The sequence below is a fragment of the Streptomyces sp. NPDC055287 genome (assembly GCF_053646035.1).
The window spans coordinates 580,739-606,145 of sequence record NZ_JBSHNE010000002.1; the positions used below are offsets into that span (position 1 = coordinate 580,739).

The 25,407-nt window shown below is 71.2% G+C and carries 23 protein-coding genes; 19 read left to right on the forward strand and 4 right to left on the reverse strand.

Features of this window, described 5'->3' with window-relative positions:
* Window positions 1–93: 93 nt before the first annotated feature.
* Window positions 94–720 (reverse strand): TetR family transcriptional regulator, encoded by a 627-nt coding sequence (locus tag ACWIHY_RS05910; protein ID WP_454374352.1) that lies wholly within the window; start codon window positions 718–720, stop codon window positions 94–96.
* Window positions 721–818: 98 nt separating this feature from the next.
* Between ACWIHY_RS05910 and ACWIHY_RS05915 the strand changes: the two genes are divergently transcribed.
* The 3 genes from ACWIHY_RS05915 (at window position 819) to ACWIHY_RS05925 (ending at window position 2,499) form a co-directional block, all read left to right on the forward strand.
* Entirely contained in the window at window positions 819–983 is a 165-nt protein-coding gene (locus ACWIHY_RS05915) for a hypothetical protein (RefSeq protein WP_454374353.1), read from the forward strand.
* Window positions 984–990: 7 nt separating this feature from the next.
* Window positions 991–1,263, forward strand: coding sequence for a DUF4190 domain-containing protein (locus ACWIHY_RS05920; protein WP_454374354.1), 273 nt, complete (start codon window positions 991–993; stop codon window positions 1,261–1,263).
* Window positions 1,264–1,329: 66 nt separating this feature from the next.
* Window positions 1,330–2,499 carry a cysteine desulfurase family protein gene (locus tag ACWIHY_RS05925; protein WP_454374355.1) on the forward strand — a complete coding sequence of 390 codons (1,170 nt, stop codon included), beginning with the start codon at window positions 1,330–1,332 and terminating at the stop codon, window positions 2,497–2,499.
* A 10-nt stretch (window positions 2,500–2,509) separates the two neighbouring features.
* Here the strand turns inward: ACWIHY_RS05925 and ACWIHY_RS05930 are convergent, their stop codons facing one another.
* On the reverse strand, window positions 2,510–3,178 hold the full coding sequence (locus ACWIHY_RS05930; RefSeq protein WP_454374356.1) for an N-acetylmuramoyl-L-alanine amidase: 669 nt from the start codon (window positions 3,176–3,178) through the stop codon (window positions 2,510–2,512).
* 54 nt (window positions 3,179–3,232) lie between these two features.
* Here ACWIHY_RS05930 and mnmA point away from each other — a divergent pair, with 54 nt between their 5' ends.
* Window positions 3,233–4,354, forward strand: a complete 1,122-nt coding sequence (gene mnmA / locus ACWIHY_RS05935; protein WP_454374357.1) for a tRNA 2-thiouridine(34) synthase MnmA — start codon at window positions 3,233–3,235, stop codon at window positions 4,352–4,354.
* A 96-nt stretch (window positions 4,355–4,450) separates the two neighbouring features.
* Here the strand turns inward: mnmA and ACWIHY_RS05940 are convergent, their stop codons facing one another.
* Window positions 4,451–4,738, reverse strand: a complete 288-nt coding sequence (locus ACWIHY_RS05940; protein ID WP_454374358.1) for a hypothetical protein — start codon at window positions 4,736–4,738, stop codon at window positions 4,451–4,453.
* Between the two features lie 18 nt (window positions 4,739–4,756).
* Window positions 4,757–5,089: a DUF427 domain-containing protein gene (locus ACWIHY_RS05945; RefSeq protein WP_454374359.1), complete on the reverse strand. Its 333-nt coding sequence runs from the start codon at window positions 5,087–5,089 to the stop codon at window positions 4,757–4,759.
* A gap of 92 nt (window positions 5,090–5,181) precedes the next feature.
* Here ACWIHY_RS05945 and ACWIHY_RS05950 point away from each other — a divergent pair, with 92 nt between their 5' ends.
* The 15 genes from ACWIHY_RS05950 to ACWIHY_RS06020 all read left to right on the forward strand — a co-directional run bounded on the left by ACWIHY_RS05950 (window position 5,182) and on the right by ACWIHY_RS06020 (window position 25,356).
* Entirely contained in the window at window positions 5,182–5,721 is a 540-nt protein-coding gene (locus tag ACWIHY_RS05950) for an LOG family protein (protein WP_454374432.1), read from the forward strand.
* A gap of 16 nt (window positions 5,722–5,737) precedes the next feature.
* Entirely contained in the window at window positions 5,738–6,427 is a 690-nt protein-coding gene (locus ACWIHY_RS05955) for an SDR family oxidoreductase (protein ID WP_454374360.1), read from the forward strand.
* A 5-nt stretch (window positions 6,428–6,432) separates the two neighbouring features.
* Window positions 6,433–7,428, forward strand: coding sequence for a methionine synthase (locus tag ACWIHY_RS05960; RefSeq protein ID WP_454374361.1), 996 nt, complete (start codon window positions 6,433–6,435; stop codon window positions 7,426–7,428).
* Window positions 7,429–7,455: 27 nt separating this feature from the next.
* Entirely contained in the window at window positions 7,456–9,639 is a 2,184-nt protein-coding gene (gene ligA / locus ACWIHY_RS05965; protein WP_454374362.1) for an NAD-dependent DNA ligase LigA, read from the forward strand.
* Between the two features lie 241 nt (window positions 9,640–9,880).
* Complete coding sequence (locus tag ACWIHY_RS05970; protein WP_454374363.1) at window positions 9,881–12,070, forward strand: putative bifunctional diguanylate cyclase/phosphodiesterase; 2,190 nt, start codon at window positions 9,881–9,883, stop codon at window positions 12,068–12,070.
* A 119-nt stretch (window positions 12,071–12,189) separates the two neighbouring features.
* On the forward strand, window positions 12,190–12,486 hold the full coding sequence (gatC, locus tag ACWIHY_RS05975; protein ID WP_015036350.1) for an Asp-tRNA(Asn)/Glu-tRNA(Gln) amidotransferase subunit GatC: 297 nt from the start codon (window positions 12,190–12,192) through the stop codon (window positions 12,484–12,486).
* A 5-nt stretch (window positions 12,487–12,491) separates the two neighbouring features.
* On the forward strand, window positions 12,492–14,006 hold the full coding sequence (gatA, locus tag ACWIHY_RS05980) for an Asp-tRNA(Asn)/Glu-tRNA(Gln) amidotransferase subunit GatA (protein ID WP_454374364.1): 1,515 nt from the start codon (window positions 12,492–12,494) through the stop codon (window positions 14,004–14,006).
* 5 nt (window positions 14,007–14,011) lie between these two features.
* A complete protein-coding gene (locus ACWIHY_RS05985; RefSeq protein ID WP_214975120.1) occupies window positions 14,012–14,245 on the forward strand; it encodes a hypothetical protein in 234 nt (77 codons plus the stop codon).
* A 16-nt stretch (window positions 14,246–14,261) separates the two neighbouring features.
* A complete protein-coding gene (gene gatB, locus ACWIHY_RS05990) occupies window positions 14,262–15,773 on the forward strand; it encodes an Asp-tRNA(Asn)/Glu-tRNA(Gln) amidotransferase subunit GatB (RefSeq protein WP_454374365.1) in 1,512 nt (503 codons plus the stop codon).
* 240 nt (window positions 15,774–16,013) lie between these two features.
* The gene (locus ACWIHY_RS05995) at window positions 16,014–18,113 is read left to right on the forward strand and encodes a phosphocholine-specific phospholipase C (protein ID WP_454374366.1); all 2,100 of its coding nucleotides are present in this window, start codon (window positions 16,014–16,016) and stop codon (window positions 18,111–18,113) included.
* Between the two features lie 181 nt (window positions 18,114–18,294).
* The gene (locus ACWIHY_RS06000; RefSeq protein ID WP_454374367.1) at window positions 18,295–20,514 is read left to right on the forward strand and encodes an MMPL family transporter; all 2,220 of its coding nucleotides are present in this window, start codon (window positions 18,295–18,297) and stop codon (window positions 20,512–20,514) included.
* A 15-nt stretch (window positions 20,515–20,529) separates the two neighbouring features.
* Window positions 20,530–21,087, forward strand: coding sequence for a GNAT family N-acetyltransferase (locus tag ACWIHY_RS06005; RefSeq protein ID WP_454374368.1), 558 nt, complete (start codon window positions 20,530–20,532; stop codon window positions 21,085–21,087).
* A 35-nt stretch (window positions 21,088–21,122) separates the two neighbouring features.
* On the forward strand, window positions 21,123–21,782 hold the full coding sequence (locus tag ACWIHY_RS06010; RefSeq protein ID WP_454374369.1) for a hypothetical protein: 660 nt from the start codon (window positions 21,123–21,125) through the stop codon (window positions 21,780–21,782).
* 152 nt (window positions 21,783–21,934) lie between these two features.
* Window positions 21,935–22,147 carry a hypothetical protein gene (locus tag ACWIHY_RS06015; RefSeq protein ID WP_454374370.1) on the forward strand — a complete coding sequence of 71 codons (213 nt, stop codon included), beginning with the start codon at window positions 21,935–21,937 and terminating at the stop codon, window positions 22,145–22,147.
* A gap of 92 nt (window positions 22,148–22,239) precedes the next feature.
* Window positions 22,240–25,356 carry a helix-turn-helix transcriptional regulator gene (locus tag ACWIHY_RS06020; RefSeq protein ID WP_454374371.1) on the forward strand — a complete coding sequence of 1,039 codons (3,117 nt, stop codon included), beginning with the start codon at window positions 22,240–22,242 and terminating at the stop codon, window positions 25,354–25,356.
* Window positions 25,357–25,407: the final 51 nt, after the last annotated feature.

Sequence of the window (25,407 nt, forward strand, 5' to 3'; positions counted from 1 at the left end):
GGCGCGAGTGCGCTTCGCGCTCGGCCGAGACTCGCGCTCGGCCGAGACTCGCGCTCGGCCGAGCTCGCCGCAGGGCCCGGACGGGCCCTGCGTTCAGTCCAGCCAGTGACGGCGTCCGAGGCCGACCAGGCGAAGCTGCCGGCGGGCGAGGGAGGCGGCGGCCGCGACGCGCTCCTCGCCGTACTGCTCGGCCTCCAGGAAGGCCGACGCGGTCATCACCATGTGATCGACGTAGACGTGCGCGAGCATCCGCCGGTCGTCCTCGCTCCAAGCCGCGCAGTCCGGCTGGGTGGCGAGCCAGGCCGCCACCTCGTCGGCGAACAGGCGCAGTTGCTCGCCTATCGCCGCGCGCACCCGCTCCACACCCCCGTGGCGTTCGCGGGTGACGAAGCGGACGTGTGCGGGGTACGCGTGGACGTGGCGGGCGATGAGGCCGACCGTGCTGTCGATGCGCGCAGCGCTGTCGCCGGTCGCGGCGAGGGTCCCGCGGATCACGGAATGCAGGCTGCCGAGCGCCTCCTCGACGAGTGCGACGCCCAGATCGGCCGTGTCCCGGAAGTGCCGGTAGAAGGCGGTGGGGGCGACGCCGACGGCGCGCGTGACCTCGCGCAGGCCGAGACTGCTGAGGCTCTGGTCCTCCAGCAGGATGAGCGCCGCGTCCATCAGGGCCTTGCGGGTCTTCTGCTTCTGGGCCTGGCGGACGCCGACGGTGTGACTCATAACATCCAGTAAACAACTGTTCTCCGATTGCGGGGAACCCTGGGGGGAACACTAGACTCGTAAGTCAGTGAACAGTCGTACTCCCAGGAGGGGTTCACGTGTTCTTCCTCGTAGCGGCTCTGCTGTTGCTCGGGGTGCTGATGGGCTCGGTGGCGCACGTACCGGCCCCGGTGTCCCTCGTCGCCGCCGCGCTCATCGGCGTCTGGCTGCTCGTCTTCGCCGCCCGTGAGCGGCACTCGCGACGTTCCACCCGAAGGAGCTGAACACGCCATGGAGTTCACCGCATCCGCACACGCCCGGACCGGCACGCGGGACGCCGACGGCATGGCTGTCGCCTCGTTCGTGCTCGGCCTCGTCGGGCTGCTGGTGTTCAACATCTTCCTCGGCCCCACCGCCGTCGTCCTGGCGTCCCTGGCCCTGTGGCGCGGCTCCGAACGCAGGGGCAGGGCACTGCTGGGCCTCGGCCTCGGGGTGGCCGACCTGGTGGTCCTCGCCGTCCTCTCCTCCGCCGACAACACCGTGTCCTGGACCTTCGGCGGCTGACCGGACGCGGCGTGGTCAAGGGCGGGACCGGGGAGCGGCCGGCGGGCTCGTAGAATCGAGCGCACCATGGCTTACCTCGACCACGCCGCGACCACCCCGATGCTTCCGGAGGCGGTCGGGGCAATGACCGCCCAGCTCGCCGTCACCGGCAACGCGTCGTCCCTGCACGCCGCCGGCCGAAGAGCGCGGCGTACCGTCGAGGAGGCCCGCGAGACACTCGCCGAGTCCCTCGGCGCCAGGCCGAGCGAGGTGGTCTTCACCGCCGGTGGCACGGAGGCCGACAACCTCGCCGTGAAGGGCCTGTACTGGGCGCGCCGCGACGCCGATCTGCGCAGAACCCGGGTGCTGGCCAGCCCCGTCGAGCACCACGCGGTCCTGGACGCCGTCCACTGGCTGGGCGAACACGAGGGCGCGACCGTCGAGTACCTGCCGGTCGACTCGTACGGCCGGGTCCATCCGCACGCGCTCCGCGAGGCCATCGAACGCGACCCTTCCGATGTCGCCATGGCCACCGTGATGTGGGCCAACAACGAGATCGGCACCGTCATGCCGGTCCGCGAACTGGCCGATGTCGCGGTCGAGTTCGGCGTACCGCTGCATGCCGACGCGGTACAGGCGTACGGCCAGCTCGACGTCGACTTCGCGGCATCCGGACTTGCCGCGATGACCGTCTCCGGGCACAAGATCGGCGGACCGTACGGCACGGGCGCGTTGCTGCTCGGCCGGGAGTACACCCCCGTGCCCGTGCTGCACGGCGGCGGTCAGGAACGGCACGTGCGCTCCGGCACGCTCGACGCCCCGGCCATCGCGGCGTTCGCGGTGGCGGGCCGGATCGCGGCCGAGCAGCGCGAGTGGTTCGCGCGCGAGATCGGCGGGCTGCGCGACGAGCTGGTCGCGGCGGTACGCGCGGCCGTCCCCACGGCGATCCTCGGCGGCGACCCGGCCCCGGGCGGCCGGCTGCCGGCCAACGCCCACTTCACCTTCCCGGGCTGCGAGGGCGACTCCCTGCTTCTCCTCCTCGACGCGCAGGGCATCGAATGCTCCACCGGATCCGCCTGTACGGCCGGAGTCGCCCAGCCGAGCCATGTTCTGCTGGCCACCGGGACCGACCCGGACCTCGCGCGCGGCACGCTTCGCTTCTCGCTCGGCCACACCTCGACCGCCGAGGATGTGGCGGCGGTGGCGCAGGCGATCGGTCCGGCGGTGGAGCGGGCGCGTACGGCCGGGCTCGTCTGACCGCGCCGGCCTAGGTCCTGACCGCGGGACCGTCCGCCAGCTCTTCCCGTACGAGCCGGAGGTAGCGGCTCCAGTTCCAGTGCGGGCCCGGGTCGGTGTGGTCGGTGCCCGGGACCTCGACGTGGCCGATGATGTGCTCCCGGTCGGCGGGGATCTCGTACCGTCGGCAGATCCCGGCGGCGAGGCGGGCCGACGAGCGGTACATGACGTCCGTGAAGTTCTCCGGCCGGTCGACGAAACCCTCGTGCTCGATGCCGACGCTGCGTTCGTTGTACGCGCGGTTCCCGGCGTGGTACGCCACGTCCAGCTCCCGCGCCATCTGCGCGATGTGGCCGTCCTTCGCGCGCACTATGTAATGCGCCGCCGCCGCGTGCAGCGGGTCCCTGAAGACGCGCACGGCCGAGGCGAAGCTGCCCTGCGTCACATGGATCACGATCCGGTCGATGGTGTAGTCGGCGGGACGGTCGGCGGTCCGCAGATTTCCGGCCGATGCCGCCACCCACTGGGCACCCTTGTGATCCACCTCTCCCTCCGTACGCTGCTTGTCGATGCCCGGAACCAGCCACCAGAGCCGGGACAGCTCCTCCCCGAACAGGGCGGCCGTACCGCCCACGACGGCTGCGCCGCCCCCGATGAACAGAGCGCGTCTGCTCACCCCTGCCGTCTTCTTCTGCTTCATGAGCCCTTTAACGCTTTCGGCCCTGTCGGTGGTTCCGTCTACCCTGGTGGAGCTATGACTGAGACCCAGCGCCGCCTCCGTGTCCTCGCCGCCATGTCCGGCGGGGTCGACTCCGCCGTTGCCGCCGCCCGAGCCGCCGAGGCCGGGCACGATGTGACCGGCGTACACCTTGCCCTGTCCGCCAACCCGCAGTCGTTCCGTACGGGCGCGCGGGGCTGTTGCACGATCGAGGACTCGCGGGACGCGCGCCGGGCCGCCGACGTCATCGGCATCCCCTTCTACGTCTGGGATCTCGCCGAGCGCTTCCGCGAGGACGTGGTCGAGGACTTCATCGCGGAGTACGAGGCCGGGCGCACCCCGAACCCCTGCCTGCGGTGCAACGAGAAGATCAAGTTCGCGGCTCTGCTCGACAAGGCGCTGGCCCTGGGCTTCGACGCGGTGGCCACCGGGCACTACGCGACGGTCGTGCTCCGGGAGGACGGCTCGCGGGAGCTGCACCGCGCGTCCGACATGGCCAAGGACCAGTCGTACGTCCTCGGCGTCCTCGACGAGCGCCAGCTCGCGCACGCGATGTTCCCGCTCGGCGACACGCTCACCACGAAGGAAGAGATCCGCGCGGAGGCGGAGCGCCGGGGCCTCGCCGTCGCGAAGAAGCCGGACAGCCACGACATCTGCTTCATCGCGGACGGCGACACCCAGGGCTTCCTGGCCGGCCGTCTCGGCACGGCCGAGGGTGACATCGTCGACGAGTCGGGTACGAAGCTCGGCAGCCACGAGGGCGCCTTCGGATTCACCATCGGCCAGCGCAAGGGCCTGCGCATCGGCCACCCTGCGCCCGACGGCAAGCCGCGCTACGTCCTGGACATCTCGCCGGTCGACAACACGGTCACGGTGGGGCCGGTCGAGGCCCTGGACGTCACCGCCCTGACGGCGATCAAGCCCCGCTGGTGCGGCACGGCCCCGGCGGGGAGCGGCACGTACACGGCGCAGCTGCGCGCGCACGGCGGCGAGACGCCGGTGACGGCGGAGCTGGTCGACGGCGAGCTGCGCGTCACGTTCGAGGAGCCGGTGCGCGGAGTCGCCCCCGGCCAGGCGATCGTGCTGTACGACGGCACGCGCGTGGTCGGCTCGGCCACGATCGCGACGACGTCCCGGGCGGCCGCGGCAGCTCTCTGAACCCCCGGGGGCTTCGCGCCCTCGGGTGACCCCGATCGGCCGCAACCAGGTCCAGCACCTCCGGCGTTCGAGGTGGGGGCCGGGCGGCGCCCGGGTTCACGATGTGACGAACTCCCGCAGCACCGGGGCCAGTACCCGCGGTGCCACGTCGTGCACCTGCCCCGTCAGCGTCCGGTGGCGGCCGCGCCGCACCGTCCCCGCGACCCGGCGCGCGGCGTCCCGCATCGCCGGCGGGCTCGCCCCGCCGTCCACCACGAGCACCGGTGGCCCGACCGACGCCGGCCGCTCCACCGGCACCGTGCCGTCGCCCATCACCACGTCGTCGTACGCCGGCGTCGGGGCCACCGCCTCCCGGTGCTGACTCGGCGGCGCCCGGGAACTCATCGCTCCCCGCCAAAGAATTCAGCCCATGGGGACAACCTCCGTCTCGTAGAAGCAGAAGTGGCCCTTCACGGCTGCCACTTCGGGCTTCGGGTCGAGGTAGGCCCACACCAGATCCGCCGCGCCCGGGAGCGACCAGTACGACGCGTATCCCTTGAAGGGGCAGTGGGTGCGCTTGTCCGACGGCGTCAGCAGATCGGTCCTGACGTCGTCGGGCGGGAGGTAGTACCGCACCGGCAGACCCGTCTCGCGCAGCAGCAGCGGACGGCGGCTCTCCGCCACCACCCGCCCGTTGTGCGTGACGCGAACGTGCTCCGTGCCCTGCTCGATGGTGATGCGGTGTCCTGCGGTCACGGGTGAGCCTCTCGTTGGTCTCCGGGGGCGCTGAGGTGCGACAGCCGTCTCACACCTCAGCACGTGGGCGGCGTAGGTTCTTCCTCATGGCAATGAACATCTGCGTCTTCCTCTCCGCCGCCGACCTGGACGAGCGCTACACCGGCCCCGCCCGTGAATTCGGCGAACTCATCGGCAAGGGCGGCCACACCCTGGTGTGGGGCGGCTCGGAGTCCGGCCTGATGAAGGTCGTCGCGGACGGCGCGCAGGAGGCAGGCGGGCGGCTCCTCGGCGTATCGGTGGAATTCCTGCACACCGTGGCGCGGAAGAACGCCGACGAGATGGTCATCGCCAAGGACCTCGCCGAACGCAAGGCCCTGCTGCTCGCCCGGTCCGACGCGATCGTCGTCATGGTCGGCGGCACCGGGACGCTGGACGAGGCCACCGAGATACTGGAGCTCAAGAAGCACGGCCTGCACACCAAGCCCGTGGTGCTGCTCAACACCGAGGGCTTTTACGACGGCCTCAAGCTGCAGTTCCAGCGGATGGAGGCGGAGGGCTTCCTGCCCATCCCCCTCGCCGACCTGGTGTTCTTCGCCGAGGACGGCGTGGCGGCGCTCGCCCACCTTGAGGAGTCCGTCGGGGTGCAGTGATGCGAGCATGGGCCCCATGGCTACACATGTGATCACCGGAGCGGGATCGGGCATCGGCGCCGCAGTCGCCCGCCGCCTGCACGAGCGCGGCGACGACGTCGTCCTGATGGCCCGCGACGCGGGCCGCGCCAAGCAGCTCGCCGAGGGCTTCCCCGGCGCCCGTACGCTCGTCGGGGACCTCGCGAACCCGGACCGGCTCTCCTGGGCGTTCTCGCACCAGCCGATGCCGGAGCGGGTGGACTCGCTGCTGCACATCGCGGGCGTCGTCGACCTCGGCCGCATCGGCGACCTCGGCACCAAGACCTGGCACAACCAACTCAACGTGAACCTGGTCTCGCCGGCCGAGCTGACCCGGCTCTTCCTGCCCCAACTCCGCCAGGACAACGGGCACGTGGTCTTCGTCAACTCCGGCGCCGGCCTTGCCGCGCACGCCGAATGGGGCCCGTACGCCGCGAGCAAGCACGGCCTGAAGGCCCTCGCCGACTCCCTGCGGCAGGAGGAGCACGCCAACGGCGTGCGCGTCACCTCCGTCTACCCGGGGCGTACCGCCAGCGCCATGCAGGAGAAGGTCCACCAGCAGGAAGGCAAGGAGTACGACCCGTCGCGCTGGATCGACCCCGAATCGGTCGCGACGACGATCCTCATGACGCTCGACCTCCCGCGCGACGCCGAGGTCAACGACATCACCGTGCGGCCGGGACGGTGAGCGCCGTGGGTGAGTACGTGTGGGGCCCGGCGACCGGCGTCGGGTCCATGCCGGGCGGGGACGCCCGCGAGACGGCGAAGACCGTCATCGGCAGCTTCGAGGACTTCCCGTACTTGGCGGAGCTGCCCGCGCGCGGCCCCGGAGCCGACATGATCGGGCGGACCGCCGGAATGCTCGTCGAGATGTACGTCCATCTCGAACCCAGCGGCTGGCGCTTCAGCGACCGGCCGGGGCGCGACACCCGGCGGGCCCGGTCCTGGCTGGGGGAGGACCTCGACGCCCTGGAGGAGTTCACCCAGGGGTACACCGGGCCGCTGAAGGTGCAGGCCGTCGGGCCGTGGACGCTGGCGGCGTCGCTGGAGCTGCGCGGCGGCGAGTCGGCGATCGGCGACCCGGGCGCGGCCAGGGACCTCGCGGGATCGCTGGCGGAGGGGCTGCGCGCGCACCTCGCGGAGGTCCGGCGGCGCGTGCCGGGCGCGCAGGTGGTGCTCCAGCTCGACGAGCCGTCGCTGACGGCGGTTCTGCGCGGACACGTCAGGACCGCGAGCGGGTACCGGACGTACCGGGCGGTGGACCGTCAGGTTGTCGAGGGGACGCTGCGGGACGTCATGGGGGTCAGTGACGGCCCGGTGGTGGTCCACTCGTGCGCGCCGGACGTGCCCTTCGCACTGCTGCGCCGGGCCGGCGCGGCGGGGGTGTCGTTCGACTTCTCGCTGCTCACGGAGCGTGACGACGACGCGATCGGTGAGGCGGTGGAGGGGGGTACGCAACTGTTCGCCGGAATCGTGCCGGGCACCGACACGGCATTGTCGGACCCGGCCGGTAGCGTCATGGGTGTCAGGACGCTGTGGCGCAGGCTGGGGCTGAATCCGGGGACTCTGGCCGAGTCCCTGGTGATCACCCCGTCGTGCGGGCTCGCGGGGGCTTCTCCCGCGTATGCGCGCGCCGCGCTCGCGCACTGCGCCAGGGCGGCGAGATCGCTCGCGGACAACCCTGAGTAACGGGATCGGAAACGGGAGGACAAGACGGTGGCTGGCGAACAGCAGGCGGCGGTACCCGCGGAGGCACGGGAGCGGCACGCACAGCTCGCTGAGCAGATCGAGGAGCACCGCTTCCGGTACTACGTGAAGGACCAGCCGGTCATCAGCGACGCGGAGTTCGACAAGCTGCTGCGGACGCTGGAGGCGCTGGAGGACGAGTATCCCGAGCTTCGTACGCCCGACTCGCCGACCCAGAAGGTCGCGGGGGCGTACGAGACGGAATTCACGGCGGTCCAGCACCGCGAGCGCATGCTCTCGCTCGACAACGCCTTCGACGACGAGGAGCTCGCGGCCTGGGGCGAGCGGGTCGCGGGCGAGCTGGGAGCCGTGCCGTACCACCTGCTGTGCGAGCTGAAGGTGGACGGCCTCGCGGTCAACCTGACGTACGAGAAGGGGCGGCTGACCCGGGCCGCGACCCGGGGCGACGGGCGCACGGGCGAGGACATCACGCCCAACGTCCGTACGATCGCGGGCATCCCGGACCGGCTGAAGGGCGACCGGATCCCGGAACTGGTCGAGATCCGCGGCGAGGTCTACTTCCCGATGGAGAAGTTCCTCGAGCTGAACGCCCGTCTGGTGGCGGCGGAGGAGAAGCCGTTCGCCAACCCGCGCAACGCGGCGGCCGGTTCGCTGCGGCAGAAGGACCCCAAGGTCACCGCGAGCCGCCCGCTGCACATGGTGGTGCATGGCATCGGCGCCCGTGAGGGCTTGGACATCGACCGCCTGTCGCAGGCGTACGAGCTGCTGCGCGCATGGGGCCTGCCGGTCGCGCGGCACAACAAGGTAGTGAACGACCTCATCGGCGTACGAGAGTTCATCGCGTACTTCGGCGAGAACCGGCACTCCGTGGAGCACGAGATCGACGGCGTCGTCGTCAAGCTCGACGAGATCCGGCTCCAGGGCCGGCTCGGCTCGACCTCGCGGGCCCCGCGCTGGGCCATCGCCTGGAAGTACGCGCCGGAGGAGGTCAACACCAAACTGGTCAATATCCGGGTCGGTGTGGGACGCACGGGCCGCGTCACGCCGTACGCCCAGGTCGAGCCGGTGACGGTCGCCGGTTCCGAGGTCGAGTTCGCCACCCTGCACAACCAGGAAGTGGTGAAATCCAAGGGCGTACGCATCGGGGACACGGTGGTGCTGCGCAAGGCGGGCGATGTCATCCCCGAGATCCTGGGCCCGGTGGCGGACCTGCGGGACGGCAGCGAGCGGGAGTTCGTGATGCCGTCCGAGTGCCCCGAGTGCGGTACGCCGCTGCGGCCGATGAAGGAGGCCGACATCGACCTCCGCTGCCCCAACGCCCGTTCCTGCCCGGCCCAGTTGCGTGAGCGGCTGTTCTACCTGGCCGGCCGCAAGTCCCTGGACATCGAGAACTTCGGGTACGTCGCCGCGGCCGCGCTCACCAGGCCGCTGGAGCCCGCCGAGCCGCCGCTGCGCGACGAGGGCGACCTCTTCGATCTCAAGGTCGAGCAGCTGCTGCCCATCAAGTCGTACGTACTGGACCAGGATTCGGGTCTTCCCAAGCGTGACCCGAAGACGGGGGAGGAGAAGGTCGTCACCTTCTTCGCCAACCAGGAGGGCGAGCCGAAGAAGAACACCCTCGCCATGCTGGAGAACATCGCGTCTGCGAAGCAGCGGCCGCTGGCCCGCGTCATCACCGGCCTTTCCATCCGGCACGTGGGGCCGGTCGCGGCGGAGGCGCTGGCCCGCGAGTTCCGTTCGCTGGACCGGATCGAGCAGGCGACGGAGGCGGAACTGGCCGCCGTGGAGGGCGTCGGGCCGACCATCGCCGCCTCGCTCAAACAGTGGTTCGAGGAGGACTGGCACCGGGAGATCCTGCGCAAGTGGCGGGTGGCCGGCGTCCGGACGGAGGAGGAGGGCGCCGGCGAGGAGCAGGGGCCGCGTCCGCTGGAGGGCCTCACCGTGGTGGTGACCGGGACGCTGCAGAACTACACGCGGGATGGCGCAAAAGAGGCGCTCCAGAGTCTTGGCGCGAAAGTGACCGGATCTGTTTCAAAGAAGACCGGTTTTGTGGTGGTCGGCGACAGCCCCGGTTCGAAGTACGACAAGGCCATGCAGTTGAAGGTGCCTGTTCTGAACGAAGAGGCATTCGCCGTCCTTTTGGCGGAGGGTCCCGACGCGGCCCGTGAAGCGGCTGTGCCGACCGAGGAGTAGGGGGGCCGCGGGACGGGGAAAGGGGCGGTGAGAGGGGGGAAGAACCGCAGCCGGGATCACCCGTTCAGCGCATAGCAGACGGACGCGGGTGGCTGGGTCGCATTCGGGCAACAGCGGTGGACCGCTGCCCCGGAGAGCCTTCTGCGGCCTACTGTTGAGATGTGCGCCCGCCGTGCACGGCTGCAATGAGGTGTCCCCTGCTCATCAGGAGCCCGGGGAAGGGATTTCAGTCGTGGACGGCATGACAACAGGGCCAGCGCTTGGCACGGGCACCGCCGGCTGTGAGAGGGACGGAATGAAACCGACCGAGAGTGCCGACCCGGCCTCACGGCTGCGGCGGTGGGCGGGCACCCACAGGGCGCTGCCCGCCGCCGTCGTGACACTGGCCGCCCTTGTCCTGGCCACCGGAATCTTCCGCGCCCTGACCGGGGACCAGGCGCTGTTCCCCGACAGCACGGTCGGCTGGTCCCTCGCGCTGCTCACCGGAATCATCGTCGGCCATCTGGTCGCCCTCGGCCGCGACCGGTGGTGGGGCGGCACGGGATCGGGCGCGGCGCTCACCCTCGCCGTCCTGCTGCTGTACGGCTGGGTGCCCGCCGGACTGGTCAGCCTGTCCGTCGTGGTGCTCGTCGGCGTGGCCCGCAGGCACCGCTGGAAACAGGGTCTGCTGCACGGCGCGGTGGACATCCTGGGCATCGGCGTCGCGGCGCTCGTGCTGGCCGTGTTCGGCGACGTACCGACTGTCGAGAGGCCCTGGAATCCGCTGGAGTGGGGGATCGAGACCGTCCCGGAGGTCGTGCTCGCCGCCATGGCGTACCTCGCCCTCACCCGCCTGCTGCTCTGGTACGCGCTGGCGCCGCGCGGCGGACGGCTGCCGTCCGTCGCCCGTACGGCCCTGTACCGGCAGGCGCTCGTCGCGGTCGCCCTGCTCGGCATCGCTCCCCTGATCTGCGTGATCGCGGTGGCGCTGCCGGTCCTGCTGCCCCTGTTCGCCGTACCGCTGATAGCGCTGGACTCCACGCTGTGGATCGCCAGGGCCCGGGCGGAGGAGCAGCTGAGGGACCCGCTGACCGGGCTGCCGAACCGGCACTGGCTGCTGCAGAGGGCCCGGCCGGTGCTGGAAGAGGCCGAGAACATCGGGACCAGGTCCGCGCTCGTCCTGATAGACCTCGACCGCTTCAGGGCCGTCAATGACACCCTCGGCCACCTCGCGGGCGACCGGCTGCTGCTCCAGATAGCTGACAGGCTGCGCCTGGCGCTGCCGCGCGGGGCGGAGGCCGCGCGGCTCGGCGGTGACGAGTTCGCGGTGCTGCTGCCGACCGCGGACTCGACGACCAGCGCGCAGCGCGTCGCCAGGCATCTGGTGGCCGAACTCTCCTCGCCGCTCGACCTGGACGGCCTGACGCTCGTTCTGGAGGCCAGTGCGGGCGTCGCCGTCTTCCCCGACCACGCGCTGGACGCGGAGGGGCTGCTGCGGCGCGCGGACGTGGCGATGTACCAGGCCAAGCGCGACCGTACGGGCGTAGAGGTCTACGAGTCCAAGCGGGACAGCAACACACCCGACCGGCTCGGTCTGCTGGGCGACCTGCGGCGCGCGCTCGACGCGAGCGAGGTCGAACTCCACTACCAGCCGAAGGTCCGCTTCGACGGACAGGTCGCGGGTCTCGAAGCACTGGTCCGGTGGGTGCACCCGGAGCGCGGGCGGGTCCCTCCGGACGAGTTCATCGCCATCGCGGAGTCGTCGGGGCTGATGCCGCACTTGACGGAGTACGTGTTGGAGACCGCGCTCGCCCAGGTGGCGAGGTGGCGCGCGCAGGGGCTGAACACCCCGGTGGCGGTCAATGTGTCGCCGCGCGACGTCCACACGCCCGGCTTCGCCGGCGCGGTGGCGGCGCGGCTGGCCCGGCACGGCGTCCCCGCCGGGTCCCTCCAGCTGGAGATAACGGAGCACGTGCTGCTGGAGGACCCGCAACGCGCGGCGGACACGCTGGCCGGGCTCACCGGGCACGGCGTGAAGATGTCCCTCGACGACTTCGGCACGGGCTACTCGTCCCTCGTGCACCTGCGCCGGCTCCCGGTGAGCGAGCTCAAGATCGACCGGTCCTTCGTGGCGCGGCTGGCCGTCGACAACGAGGACGCCGAGATCGTCCGCTGCACGGTCGACCTCGCCCACTCGCTGGGCCTGCTGGTGGTGGCCGAGGGCGTCGAGGACGACGAGACGTGGGAGCGGCTGCGGGACCTGGGCTGCGACGCGGTGCAGGGGTGGCTGGTGGCGGCGGCGATGCCGCCGGACGAGGCGACGGCGTGGCTGCTGGCCCGGGGCGAGCGGGGCTGGCACCGGCAGGTGGACCTGGACAGGGTCGCCGCTGCGGCCGCCCTCGAAGAGGCGCAGAGCCAGTCCCCGTCCCCCTCCGGCCAGCCGGTGAAGTAGCGCGGAAGAGCCGCGCGAGAGTTCAGGAAGCCGTTCCCGGGGAATCCGTTTCGTGGGCAGAGGGCCGGGCCCCATAGGATTGGGCCAAAATCCACACACTCACCCCTGAGGATCGCTGCATGCCTGGCATCACGCGCGAGGAGGTCGCCCACCTCGCACGGCTGGCGCGTCTGGAGCTGAAGGGCGAAGAGCTCGATCACTTCGCCGGTCAGCTCGACGACATCATCGGCGCGGTCGCCCGCGTCTCCGAGGTCGCCGACCAAGACGTACCGCCGACCTCCCACCCGCTGCCGCTGACGAACGTCATGCGCGCGGACGAGGTCCGTCCGTCGCTCACCCCGGAGCAGGCCCTCTCCGGCGCCCCCGCCCAGGAGCAGCAGCGTTTCAAGGTGCCGCAGATCCTGGGGGAGGACTAATCACCATGACGACCGCCACACACAAGAACGAGCACCTCATCAAGCTCACCGCCGCCGAGACCGCCGCGAAGATCGCTTCGGGCGAGCTCACGGCCGTCGAGGTGACCGAGGCCCACCTGGCCCGGATCGAGGCCGTCGACGAGAAGGTGCACGCCTTCCTGCACGTCGACCGCGAGGGGGCCCTGGCCCAGGCGCGCGCCGTCGACGCGAAGAAGGCCAACGGCGAGAAGCTCGGCCCGCTGGCCGGCGTGCCGCTCGCGCTCAAGGACATCTTCACCACCGAGGGCATCCCGACCACCGTCGGATCGAAGATTCTCGAAGGCTGGATTCCGCCGTACGACGCCACGCTGACCCGCAAGCTCAAGGCAGCCGACGTCGTCATCCTCGGCAAGACCAACATGGACGAGTTCGCCATGGGGTCCTCCACCGAGAACAGCGCGTACGGCCCGACCGGCAACCCGTGGGACCTGACCAAGATCCCCGGCGGCTCCGGAGGCGGCTCCTCCGCCGCTCTCGCGTCGTACGAGGCGCCCCTGGCCATCGGCACGGACACCGGCGGCTCCATCCGCCAGCCCGCCGCCGTCACCGGCACCGTCGGCGTCAAGCCGACGTACGGCGCGGTCTCCCGCTACGGCATGGTCGCGTTCTCGTCCTCCCTCGACCAGGGCGGCCCCTGCGCCCGTACGGTCCTGGACGCCGCGCTCCTGCACGAGGTCATCGCCGGGCACGACCCGCTCGACTCGACCTCCATCGACGCCCCGGTCCCGCCGGTCGTCGAGGCCGCCCGCAACGGCTCGGTCGCCGGCATGCGCGTCGGCGTCGTCAAGCAGTTCCGCGGCGAGGGCTACCAGGCCGGTGTCCTCCAGCGCTTCGACGAGTCCGTCGAGCTGATGCGCGGCCTCGGCGCCGAGATCGTCGAGCTGGACTGCCCGTCCTTCGATCTCGCCCTGTCCGCGTACTACCTCATCGCCCCGTCGGAGTGCTCCTCCAACCTGGCCCGCTTCGACGCCATGCGCTACGGCCTGCGAGTCGGCGACGACGGCACGAAGTCCGCCGAGGAGGTCACCGCCCTCACCCGCGAGGCCGGCTTCGGCGACGAGGTCAAGCGCCGGATCATTCTCGGTACGTACGCGCTCAGCTCCGGCTACTACGACGCGTACTACGGATCCGCCCAGAAGGTCCGCACCCTCATCACGCAGGACTTCGAGAAGGCCTTCGAGAAGGTCGACGTGATCGTCTCGCCGACCACGCCGACCACCGCCTTCCCGATCGGCGAGCGCGCCGACGACCCGATGGCGATGTACCTCGCGGACCTGTGCACCATCCCGACCAACCTGGCCGGCAACGCCGCCATGTCGCTGCCCTGCGGCCTCGCGCCCGAGGACGGCATGCCGGTCGGCCTGCAGATCATCGCCCCCGCCATGAAGGACGACCGTCTTTACCAGGTCGGAGCCGCCGTAGAGGCAGCCTTCGTGGAAAAGTGGGGACACCCGCTGCTCGAGGAGGCACCGTCGCTGTGAGCCCAATGACCGTCAAGGCCAAGGGATTCAAGAATTCCAAGGCCGGTACGTACCTGTCGATCGGCACCACCGCTTTCGGAGCGATCAGCGTCGTCAAGCAGGCCAGGATGGCCCGCCGGGACAATGACACGCTCCGGCTCGTCGACGCCGTCGTCTCCGCCGCCGCCATCGCCACCGGCATCGCTCTGCTCTATCGCGAGCTGAAGAAGCTCGGCGACGACGACGTTCTGCTGGGCTGAGAGGGAAAGTTTCACCGTGACCGTCACTGAACTTGTGTCGTACGAGGACGCACTCTCGTCCTACGACCCCGTCATGGGCCTCGAGGTCCATGTCGAGCTCGGCACAAAGACGAAGATGTTCTGCGGCTGCTCCACGGAGCTCAAGCAGGACGCCAACAGCCAGACCTGCCCCACCTGCCTGGGGCTGCCCGGCTCGCTCCCGGTCGTCAACGCGATCGGCGTCGAGTCGGCCATCAAGATCGGCCTCGCACTCAACTGCGAGATCGCCGAGTGGTGCCGCTTCGCCCGGAAGAACTATTTCTATCCGGACATGCCGAAGAACTTCCAGACCTCCCAGTACGACGAGCCGATCGCCTTCAACGGCTATCTGGACGTCCAGCTGGAGGACGGCGAGATCTTCCGGGTGCAGATCGAGCGCGCCCACATGGAGGAGGACACCGGCAAGTCGCTGCACGTCGGCGGCGCCACCGGCCGTATCCACGGCGCGTCCCACTCGCTCCTGGACTACAACCGGGCCGGCATCCCGCTCATCGAGATCGTCACCAAGCCGATCGAGGGCGCGGGCGACCGCGCCCCCGAGGTGGCGAAGGCGTACGTCGCCGAGCTCCGCGAGCTCATCAAGGCGCTCGGCGTCTCCGAGGCGCGCATGGAGCAGGGCCAGATGCGCTGCGACGTGAACCTCTCGCTGCGGCCGCACGGCCGTGAGGAGTTCGGTACGCGCTCCGAGACGAAGAACGTCAACTCCCTTCGCTCGGTGGAGCGTGCTGCCCGCTTCGAGATCCAGCGGCACGCCGCGGTCCTGAACTCCGGCGGCACGATCGTGCAGGAGACCCGGCACTTCCACGAGGAGGACGGCTCCACCACGGCCGGCCGCATCAAGGACAACGCCGAGGACTACCGGTACTTCCCGGAGCCCGACCTGGTGCCCGTGGCCCCCTCCCGTGCGTGGGTCGAGGAGCTCCGCCAGGGTCTGCCCGAGCTGCCGCGGGTACGCCGCAACCGCCTCCGCGAGGAGTGGGGTGTCGGCGAGCACGACATGCAGTCGATCCTCAACGCCGGCGCGATCGACCCGATCGTCGCCACGATCGAGGCCGGCGCGGACGCGGCTTCGGCGCGCAAGTGGTGGATGGGCGAGCTGGCCCGTAACGCCAACGAGTCGGGCCGCGACCTCGCGTCGCTGCCGATCACGCCGGAGCACGTCGCCCGCGTCACCGCCCTCGTGAAGGAGGGCTCGCTCAACGACAAGCTGGCCCGCCAGGTCATCGAGGGCGTTCTCGCGGGTGAGGGCGGACCGGACGAGGTCGTCGAGAAGCGCGGCCTGAAGGTCGTCTCGGACGAGGGCGCGCTCGGCACGGCCGTGGACGAGGCGATCGCGGCCAACGCCGGCATCGCGGACAAGATCCGCAGCGGCAAGGTCGCGGCGGCCGGCGCGCTGGTCGGCGCGGTCATGAAGGCCACGCGCGGCCAGGCCGACGCGGCGCGGGTGCGCGAGCTGATCCTGGAGAAGCTCGGCGTGACCGAGGGCTGACGCCCCGATCGCATCCGAGGGGCGGCGTACCGGATTCGTCCGGGACGCCGCCCCTCGGCGTGCGCGGCCCGCCGCACAGGTCGTGGCCGGATAGCGCTTGGACTCTTCGCGCCTTGTCTTGGACGTTCACGCCGGAGTCGTCGCTGGGTCTTCTCGTCGCCATCCGGCCTCACTACCGTCCCTGGCGTACCACTCAATGGATCACAGGTGGACCATTGGCTGTCGACTGGGAGGTCGAGCGTGTCATCGGACATATCGCGCAGAAGGATGCTCGCGCTGGGCGGAGGCGCCGTCGGCGCCGCCGCGGCCGGATCGCTGCTTCCGCCGTCGCTGCAGGCGGCGATCGCCGCCGAACCGGCCTCGGGCGGGCTGGCGGCGGTCAAGCACGTCGTCGTCCTCATGCAGGAGAACCGGTCCTTCGACCACTACTTCGGCACCCTGCGCGGTGTCCGCGGGTTCGGTGACCGCAACGCCGTGGAGCTCCCGTCCGGGAAGCCGGTCTTCGAGCAGCCGGCGCCGTCCCGCACGGTGCTGCCCTTCCCCGTCCGGGACGCGGCGGAGGCGCAGCAGAAGGACCTGCAGTACATCGGCGACCTCGACCACTCGTGGGGCGGCGGAGCCAATGCCTGGAACCAGGGCTGGATGGACGGCTGGGTCTCGGCCAAGACCGCCGCCACCATGGCGTACTACGACCGCCGTGACCTGCCGCTGCACTACGAGCTGGCGGACACCTTCACCATCTGCGACGCCTACCACTCGTCGATCCATACGTCGACGAGCCCGAACCGCAACCACCTGTGGAGCGGCTGGACCGGGCACGAGGCCGACGGAAGCCGCGCCGTCACCAACGCGGCGTACGCCGAGGGCACCCACCCGGGGTACCCGTGGCCGACGTACGCCGAGCGGCTGGAGAAGGCGGGCCGGTCCTGGAAGACGTACCAGGAGTGGGAGAACTTCACCGACAACAACATCGAGTTCTTCACGGCCTTCAAGAAGATCGCGCGCAAGGTGCTCGCGAAGGCTCCCGGCGGCTTCACCTACATGGAGGCCTTCTACGCCAAGGTCCGGGACACCGCGGACGCCGCCGAGCGCGAGAAACTGCTCGCCGCGCTGGAGGACGGCGTGGCCACGCTGACGAAGGCGGAGCGCTCGCTCTTCGAGCGTGGCCTGCGGCGGGGGGAGACCGGCAGTCTCGCCGACCAGTTCCGCGCGGACGTGGCCGCGGGCACGCTGCCCGAGGTGTCGTACCTGGTGCCCTCGGCGGTCGACTCGGAGCACCCCGGCTCCTCCTCGCCGATCGCCAGCGCCTCGCTCGTCTACAAGGTCCTCGACGCGCTCGGCTCGCACCCGGACGTCTGGCGGCACACGGTCGTGCTGATCAACTATGACGAGAACGACGGGTTCTTCGATCACGTTCCGCCGCCCGTGCCGCCCGCCGACAACACCGACGAGCGCTACCAGGGACGGCCGACGGGGCTCGGCATCCGGGTCCCGATGCTGGTGGTCTCGCCGTGGACGGTCGGCGGGTACGTCTGCTCGGAAGTCTTCGACCACACCTCCGTGATCCGCTTCCTGGAGCGGTGGACGGGCATCGAGGAGCCCAACATCACTCCCTGGCGGCGGGCCGTCGCCGGCGATCTGACCTCGGCGTTCGACTTCCGGCGGGGGCGCCGGCAGCCCCAGGTCGAGCAGCCGGGCGCGATACCGCCGTTCACGGGGCGCTGGCGGCCGGTCCCGCCGCTGGAGCAGCACATGCCCGTCCAGGAGGAGGGAACGCGTCCCGCGCGTCCGCTGCCGTACCAGCCCGACGCGCACGGCAAGGTGGAGGGCGGCGCCTTCAAGGTCGAGCTCAGCAATACGGGGCGGGCGAGCGCGCACTTCGCCCTCTACCCCTACGCCGGTGAGTTCGCCATTCCGCAACACCGGGATGTAAGGGGGAGGGCGCAGTGGGCCGTACCCCTTACGCGTGACGCCTACCGGTTCACGATCACCGGGCCCAACGGCTTCCGCCGCGAGTTCGCCGGCGACCGGGCGGGCGCCGCAGAGGTTTCCTCGTACCTCGACGTACGCGACCGTGACCTGCACCTCACTCTCGTCAACCGGGGCAAGGAGCCGCTGACCTTCACCGTGCGGACGCTCGCGTACGCCGACGAGGACGACCTCGACGAGCGGCGGCCGCGCGAAGTCACCGTGAAGCCCGGCCGCAGCCGCACTGTGGTGCACTCCGCCGCGGACGCCCACGGGTGGTACGACTTGTCGATCACCGTTACGGGTGACGGCGCTTTCCGCAGGCGTCTCATGGGGCACATTGAGGACGGGCGCGCGAGCGTCTCAGGCTGACACGCCGGGTGTACGCGGGGGCCCGGGAGCTGCGCCCCTCGGCTCCCGCGGCTGCTGTGACTATGCGCACGAAAGGGACAAAGGATCACCTTTGGCTGTCAAAGTTGCTCAGCGTAGGTCCTGAGTTCTTTGCGGGTTTGTTCCCGGTAAAGATCCACGAACCACCCAGGGAGCAAGTCCGTTGGCATCGATCGCCCGGTGGTGCGTCAAGCACCGTTTCGCCTCAGTCCTGCTCTGGCTGCTCGCGCTCGGCGCGGTGGCCGGAGCCGCCGGAGTCGCCGGTTCGGCGTACTCCAACGACTACGAGGTCCCCGGCACCGAGTCGGGACGCGCCACCGCCCTCCTCGACGCCGGATTCGACGGCAGGGGAGGCGACAGCAACACCGTCGTCTGGCATACCGCGGGCCGCACCACCGTCCAGGCCGCCGGAGTCGAGCAGTCGATGACGCGGACGCTCGACGCCATCGAGGACCTCCCGGGCGTGGTCTCCGTCGTCAGCCCGTACGAGCGCGAGGGCGCCGCACAGATCAGCAAGGACGGGCACACCGCCTACGCCACCGTCACCTTCGACGCGCAGTCCGACGACGTCCTCCAGTCGCAGGCCGAGGCGCTCGTCGAGACCGCGAAGAGCGCGGAGAGCGCCAAGCTCCAGGTGGAGCTCGGCGGCAGCGCCGTGGGCCTCACGGAAGCCCCCGAATCACACCTCAGTGAGATCGTCGGGGTCGTGGTCGCGGCCGTCGTCCTCTTCGTCGCCTTCGGCTCGCTCGCGGCCAGCCTGCTGCCCATCGCGACAGCCCTGGTCAGCGTCGGTACGGCGTACGCGGGCACCGTCCTGCTCGGCCACGTCATGACCGTGGCCGACTTCGCACCGATGCTCGGCATGCTGGTCGGGCTCGGCGTCGGCATCGACTACGCCCTGTTCATAGTCACCCGGCACCGCAAGGGCCTGCGCAGCGGCCTGTCCGTCGCCGACTCGGCCGCGAACGCGGTCGCCACCACCGGCCGCGCGGTCGTCTTCGCGGGCGCCACGGTCTGCATCGCGCTGCTCGGCATGCTGATACTGCGCCTGTCCTTCCTCAACGGCGTCGCGATCGCCGCGTCGCTGACCGTGATCCTCACCGTCGCTGCCTCGGTGACCCTGCTGCCCGCCCTGCTCTCCCTCATCGGCATGAGGGCGCTCAGCCGCCGCGAACGCCGGCATCTCGCCGAGCACGGCCCGCAGCCCGAACTGCCCACCGGCTTCGCCGCCCGCTGGTCCGCCTTCGTCGAGCGTCACCCCAAGCTGCTCGGCGCCGTCGCCGCCGTCGTCATGCTGGTCCTCGCGCTGCCTACCCTCGGGCTCCACCTGGGCACGTCCGACCAGGGCAACAACCCGGCGACCTCGACGACCCGCTCGGCGTACGACCTGATCGCCGACGGCTTCGGTCCCGGCAGCAACGGCCCGCTGACCCTCGTCGCCGAGGTCAACGGCGCCGACGACCGCGCCGCCATGGACGCACTCGCCGGCACCGTGCGCGGCGCCGACGGTGTCGCGTCCGTCAGCCCCGTGGCGTACGACGCGGACGGCGGCACGGCCGCGCTCAGCGTCGTACCGCAGTCGTCACCGCAGTCGCAGGACACCAGCGACCTCGTCGACCGGCTGCGCGAGAGCCTCCTGCCGCAGGCCGAGCAGGGGACGTCCCTGGAGGTGTACGTCGGCGGCATCACCGCGAGCTACGACGACTTCGCCGGGGTCATCGTCGACAAGCTGCCGCTCTTCGTCGGCGTTGTGATCGCGCTGGGCTGCGTCCTGCTGCTGCTCGCCTTCCGCAGCGTCGGGATCCCGCTCAAGGCCGCCCTGATGAACGTGCTCGCCGTCGCCTCCTCCTTCGGTGTCGTCGTGGCCGTCTTCCAGTGGGGCTGGGGCAGTGAGCTGCTCGGGCTCGGCAGCGCGGGCCCGATCGAGCCCTTCCTCCCGGTGATCATGGTGTCGGTGCTCTTCGGGCTCTCGATGGACTACCAGGTCTTCCTCGTCAGCCGCATGTACGAGGAATGGCTGGAAACCGGCGACAACCGGCGGGCGGTGCGGGTCGGCCTGGCCGAGACCAGCCGGGTGATCAACTCCGCGGCCGTGATCATGATTTCGGTCTTCCTGGCCTTCGTCCTCAGCGGCGACCGCGTGATCGCGATGTTCGGCATCGCGCTCGCGGCGGCCGTCGCCCTGGACGCGTTCGTCCTCCGTACGCTGCTGGTCCCCGCGCTCATGCACATGCTGGGCGGCGCGAACTGGTGGCTGCCGCGCCGGCTCGACCGGTGGCTGCCGCGCATCAGCATCGAACCCGCCGAATGCCTCACGGCACATGACAGGATCGAGGCTCAGCGCACGGGCGAGTCCGAGGAGTCGCAGCAGCTCGTGCCCTAACCGGCAAGGAGCGGGATGTTCGCGATACAGCTGGGCACCGGCGAAGAGGACGCGGTCCTGCGCCCCCTGGAGCCCTGGCAGGCCGAGGAGTTCCTGGCCCACATCGACCGTGGGCGCGAGTACATCGGCCAGTACATCGGGCTCGCGGAGGCCGCCGCGGACCTCGGTTCGGCGCGGGCCTTCCTTCAGTCGTACGCCGAGAAGCAGGCTGCGGACGCCGGCCGCATCTACGGCATCTGGCTCGACGGCACGCTGGTCGGCGGGGTCCTCTTCCGGACCTTCGACGCCGCGGCGGGCAACTGCGAGGCGGGCTGCTGGCTGGAGGAGTCCGCGGTGGGCCGCGGCCTGATCACGCGCGCCACGCGGGTACTGATCGACTGGGCGGTGGACGAGCGGGGGATGCACCGCGTCGAGTGGATGGTCGCCTCCGCCAACACCGCCAGCATCAATGTGGCGAAGCGGCTTGGGATGACGCGGGACGGCGTACTGCGCGAGAGCCACCTGTACCGGGGCGTACGGCACGACATGGAGGTCTGGTCGGTGCTGGCACCGGAGTGGCGCGAGGGGCGTTAAGAAAGCTCTCAGAAACCGCACCTAGCGTGCGCCGTATGACAGCCACAGCCCGCACTCAGTCCGACGAAGCAGCCGCCGCCGCAGGCGAGCCCGACAAGGGCGACGAGATCGCCGCAGCAGAACCCACGAAGGCCACCGGCCAGGACACCACGGGCAGCGGCTCCAAGACGGCCGCAGCCGCCGTGGAGGCGGACGCCGAGGCCGACGCCTACGTCGATGAGGACGACGAGGCCGCGGACCTCCCGGACGAGGCTCCGCGCGCCACGTCCTCCGGCGTCGGCGCGGGCGCCGCCGCCGTGGTCTCCACGGTGCTCGGCTTCGCCGCTCTCAGCGGGACCTGGACCAGCCGGGTCGCCGCCGAGCGGCAGACGCTCATCGGCCAGCTGGGGACCAAGCAGACCGACAGCCCAGCCGACCAGGTGGCCGCGCTGTACGGCAACGGCTGGCACATGACCGCCCTCGTCAACGGCGGCTTCGCCCTGCTGGCGCTCGTCGTCGCCGTCGTGGTGCTGGTCCGCCCGGCCTTCGGTACGCCGGGCACGAACGACCAGTCCGGCTGGGTCCGCTCCTTCGCCTGGGCGGGCTTCGCCCTCGGCGTCCTGGGACTGCTCGTCTCCGTCGGCATGTACTTCGACCTCTTCGCCACGATGCCCGCCCCGCCCGCCGCGGGAACGGGCGCCGGAGCAGGCCAGTAAGGCAGCCACACCAAGGGCCTTAGGGACGTACGCACTGAGCGCGTACGTCCCTAAGGCCCTTCGTGCTGCCAAGATGCGGCACTCTCCCGATGCGGCGGGGGCCCCTGGGGAACGAGAGTTGAGGCATCGCAGAAAGCGATGGAAATCAGCGAATGACTCACCTCACCGGGGAGAACACCATGTTCGAGCACGAGATCCAGCAGCAGCACGCCGCCGAACTGATGCGCGTCGCCGCCGCCGAACGCCTCGCACGCCAGGCCGCCAAGGCACGCAGGTCGGACCGCCGCGCCGCCCGCGCGTCCGGGCAGAACGCATCCGAGGGGCCGGTGAGTTCGCTGCGCAACCGTTTCGCGCGGGCCGCGTGACGGCGGCCTGACGGCGGCTCGAAGGACGCGAGATGACGGTCGTGGCCTTGAGAGGTTCACTGGTCGGCCCCACGTTGTCGGACCCCTGTGCGATGCTCAGCGATGTGGAAACAAGGTCAGTCAGCCCGGTGTTCGTCGGCCGCGCCGGCGAACTCGCCCAGCTCACCGATGCGCTCGCCCGCGCCACCGCGGGCGAGCCGCAGGCGTTGCTCGTGGGCGGTGAGGCGGGCGTGGGCAAAACCCGCCTCGTCGAGGAGTTCTTCGCCGCGGCCTGCGAGGCCGGCGCCGTCGTCGTCGTGGGCGGATGCGTCGAAATCGGCGCCGACGGGCTGCCGTTCGCGCCGTTCTCCACCGCGCTGCGCGCCCTGCGGCGCAGGCTGCCCGACGAGTTCGCCGCGGCGGCCGCGGGACAGGAGGGCGAGCTGGCCCGACTGCTGCCCGAGCTCGGCGAGACCACCCGCGACCAGCACAGCGAAGACGGCATGGCGCGCCTCTTCGAGCTGACCGTCCGCCTGCTGGAGCGCATCACCGCCGACCGTACGGTCGTGCTCGCCCTGGAAGACCTGCACTGGGCCGACACCTCCACCCGCCACCTCCTCGCGTACCTCTTCCGCACCCTGCGGCGCGGCCGCCTCGTCGTCATCGGCACCTACCGCGCGGACGACATCCACCGCCGCCACCCACTGCGGCCTCTCCTTGCCGAACTCGACCGGCTGCGCACGGTCCAGCGCATCGAGCTGTCCCGCTTCAACCGCTCGGAAGTGCACCGCCAGCTCACCGGAATCCTCGCCGCCGAACCGGAGGCGGCCCTTGTCGAAGAGGTGTTCAGGCGCTCCGACGGCAACGCGTTCTTCGTGGAGGAACTGGCCTCGTGCATGGGCACCGGCTGCGCCACCGGCCTGAGCGACTCCCTGCGCGACGTCCTGCTGGTACGGGTCGAAACGCTGTCCGACGACGCCCAGAAGGTCGCCAGAATCGTCGCCGAGGGCGGCTCCACCGTCGAGTACCGGCTGCTGCTCGCCGTCGCGCGGCTCCCCGAGGACGACCTGATCGAGGCGCTGCGGGCCGCAGTGGGCGCCAACCTGCTGCTCGCCACGCCGGACGGCGACGGCTACCGCTTCCGGCACTCCCTGGTGCGCGAGGCGCTCAGCGACGACCTGCTCCCCGGGGAGCGCTCCCGCCTCAACCGGCGGTACGCCGAAGCCCTGGAGGCCGACCCCTCGCTCGTACGGGCGGACGAGTACGCCACACGTCTCGCCAGCTACTGGTACGCCGCGCACGACGCCGCCAAGGCGCTTCCCGCCGTACTGAAGGCATCGGTCGAGGCGCGCGGCCGGCACGCCTATGCCGATCAGCTGAGCCTGCTGGAACGCGCGATGGAGCTGTGGGACGACGCTCCCGCCGAGGTCCGCGCCGTGCTGCGGCCCCTGGACTACGCCGAGGTCTACCCGCCCTGCGGCTGCGATCCCGCCACGACACCGCTGCGCTACCTCGACCTCATGGCGGAGGCCACCGTCGCCGGCCGGTTCGGCGGCGAGCGCGAACGGGCGCTCAAGATCGCCAAGAAGGCGCTGAGACTCCTGGACGGCGAGGGCGACGCCCTGCGCGAGGCCTGGTTCTGGGTGCAGCGCTGCAAGCTGATATCGAGCCTGGGGCGGGGCGACGGCTGGACCGAACTCGCCCGCGCGCGCGACCTCGTGCGCGGCCTGCCGCCGTCCGCCGTCCATGCCGAAGTCCTGGCCTACGTCGCGGGCTGGGGCATGCTGCACGAGCCGGGCCCGGACAGCCTGGTCGCCGCCGAGCAGGCCGTGGAGTACGCGCGCATGGTCGGCGCCCGGGACACCGAACTGTCCGCGCTGACCACCCTGGGCGGCCTGACCGTCGACTCCGGCGACGTCGAGGGCGGCCTCGCCACGCTGTACGCCGTCAGGGAGCAGGCCGTCGCGCAGGGCATGGCCAGTGTGGCGGGCCGCATCCACGTGAACCTGCCCTCGGCCCTAGAGTCCGTGGGACGCTCCCTCGAGGCCGCGGAGATCGCCGAGGAGGGCGTCGCCTTCTCCAGGAAGTACGGTCTCGCCGACGTCGAGGCCTGGGTCCGCGGCAACCTCGCCGAGTCCCTCGTCTCGCTCGGGCGCTGGAGCGAGGCCGTCGAGCACGCCATCGGCATCGAACGGGCCTCCGCGCCCAGCGCCAAGCCCCGCGGCGCCGCCGCCTGGATACAGGCCGATGTCGCGCGCGCCCGCGGTGAACTGACCGTGGCCGACGAGCGGCTGGCCGCCGCCCGCGCGTACTTCGGCAGCCACGACCCGATGCCCCAGCACGACCTTCCGCTGCACCGGATCGAGCTGACCCTCGCCGCCGCCCGGGGCCGCATCGCGGAAGTCCGCGCCGGGTTCGCGCGGGCCGCCGACGCCGGCTTCCCCCTCGGAACGCACCGTTACGCCTGGGCGCTGCTCGCCGAAGCCGCCGTCGCCGAGGCGGACGCGCGGGGCCTCCCGGCCGCGGAGGCGGGCCGCGCCGAGGCCTTGGAGCTGATCCGGGCCCGGGCGAAGCGGCTGGCCACCCCGGTGCCGCTCTGGGTCGCGTACGAACGCTGGGTCGGGGCCGAGCTGCGCCGGGCCGAGGGCGCCGCCACCCCCGACGACTGGGCCGGCGTCGTCGCGGCGTTCGAAACGCTGGAGCGCCCCTACGACCTGGCCCGCGCTCGCCTGCGTTGGGCGGAGGCGTTGCTCGCCGCCTCAGTCACCGGCGCCAGCGACACAGATGCGCCCGCACCACAGCAGGCCCGTGCGGTGAGCCCGCGTGAGCTGAACGCCGACGAGCGTGCGCGGGCCGCCGAGCTGCTGCGGCTGGCCCGGGCGGCGGCGGAGCACCTGGGTGCCCGTCCCCTCGGCGAGAGCGTCGCGCTGCTCGCCCAGCGCGCCCGCCTCTCCCTGACGCAGGCGCCCGACGCGCCGGTGCTCACCGCGAGCCCGGCCGCGTCGCTGGGCCTGACCCCGCGCGAGCAGGACGTACTGCGCCTGGTCGCGGCCGGGCGCAGTAACCGCCAGATCGCCGAGGAGCTCTACATCTCACCCAAGACGGCGAGCGTCCACGTCTCGAACATCCTGGCCAAGCTCGGTGTCTCGGGCCGGGGCGAAGCAGCCGCCGTCGCCCACCGGCTGCGCCTCTTCACCGACGTACAGGATGAGCCCCTGGCCGCCGGATGACGACGTACCGGCGGCGGGCGCACGGCGGCCCCGCCTGTCGGTGCCCAGCCG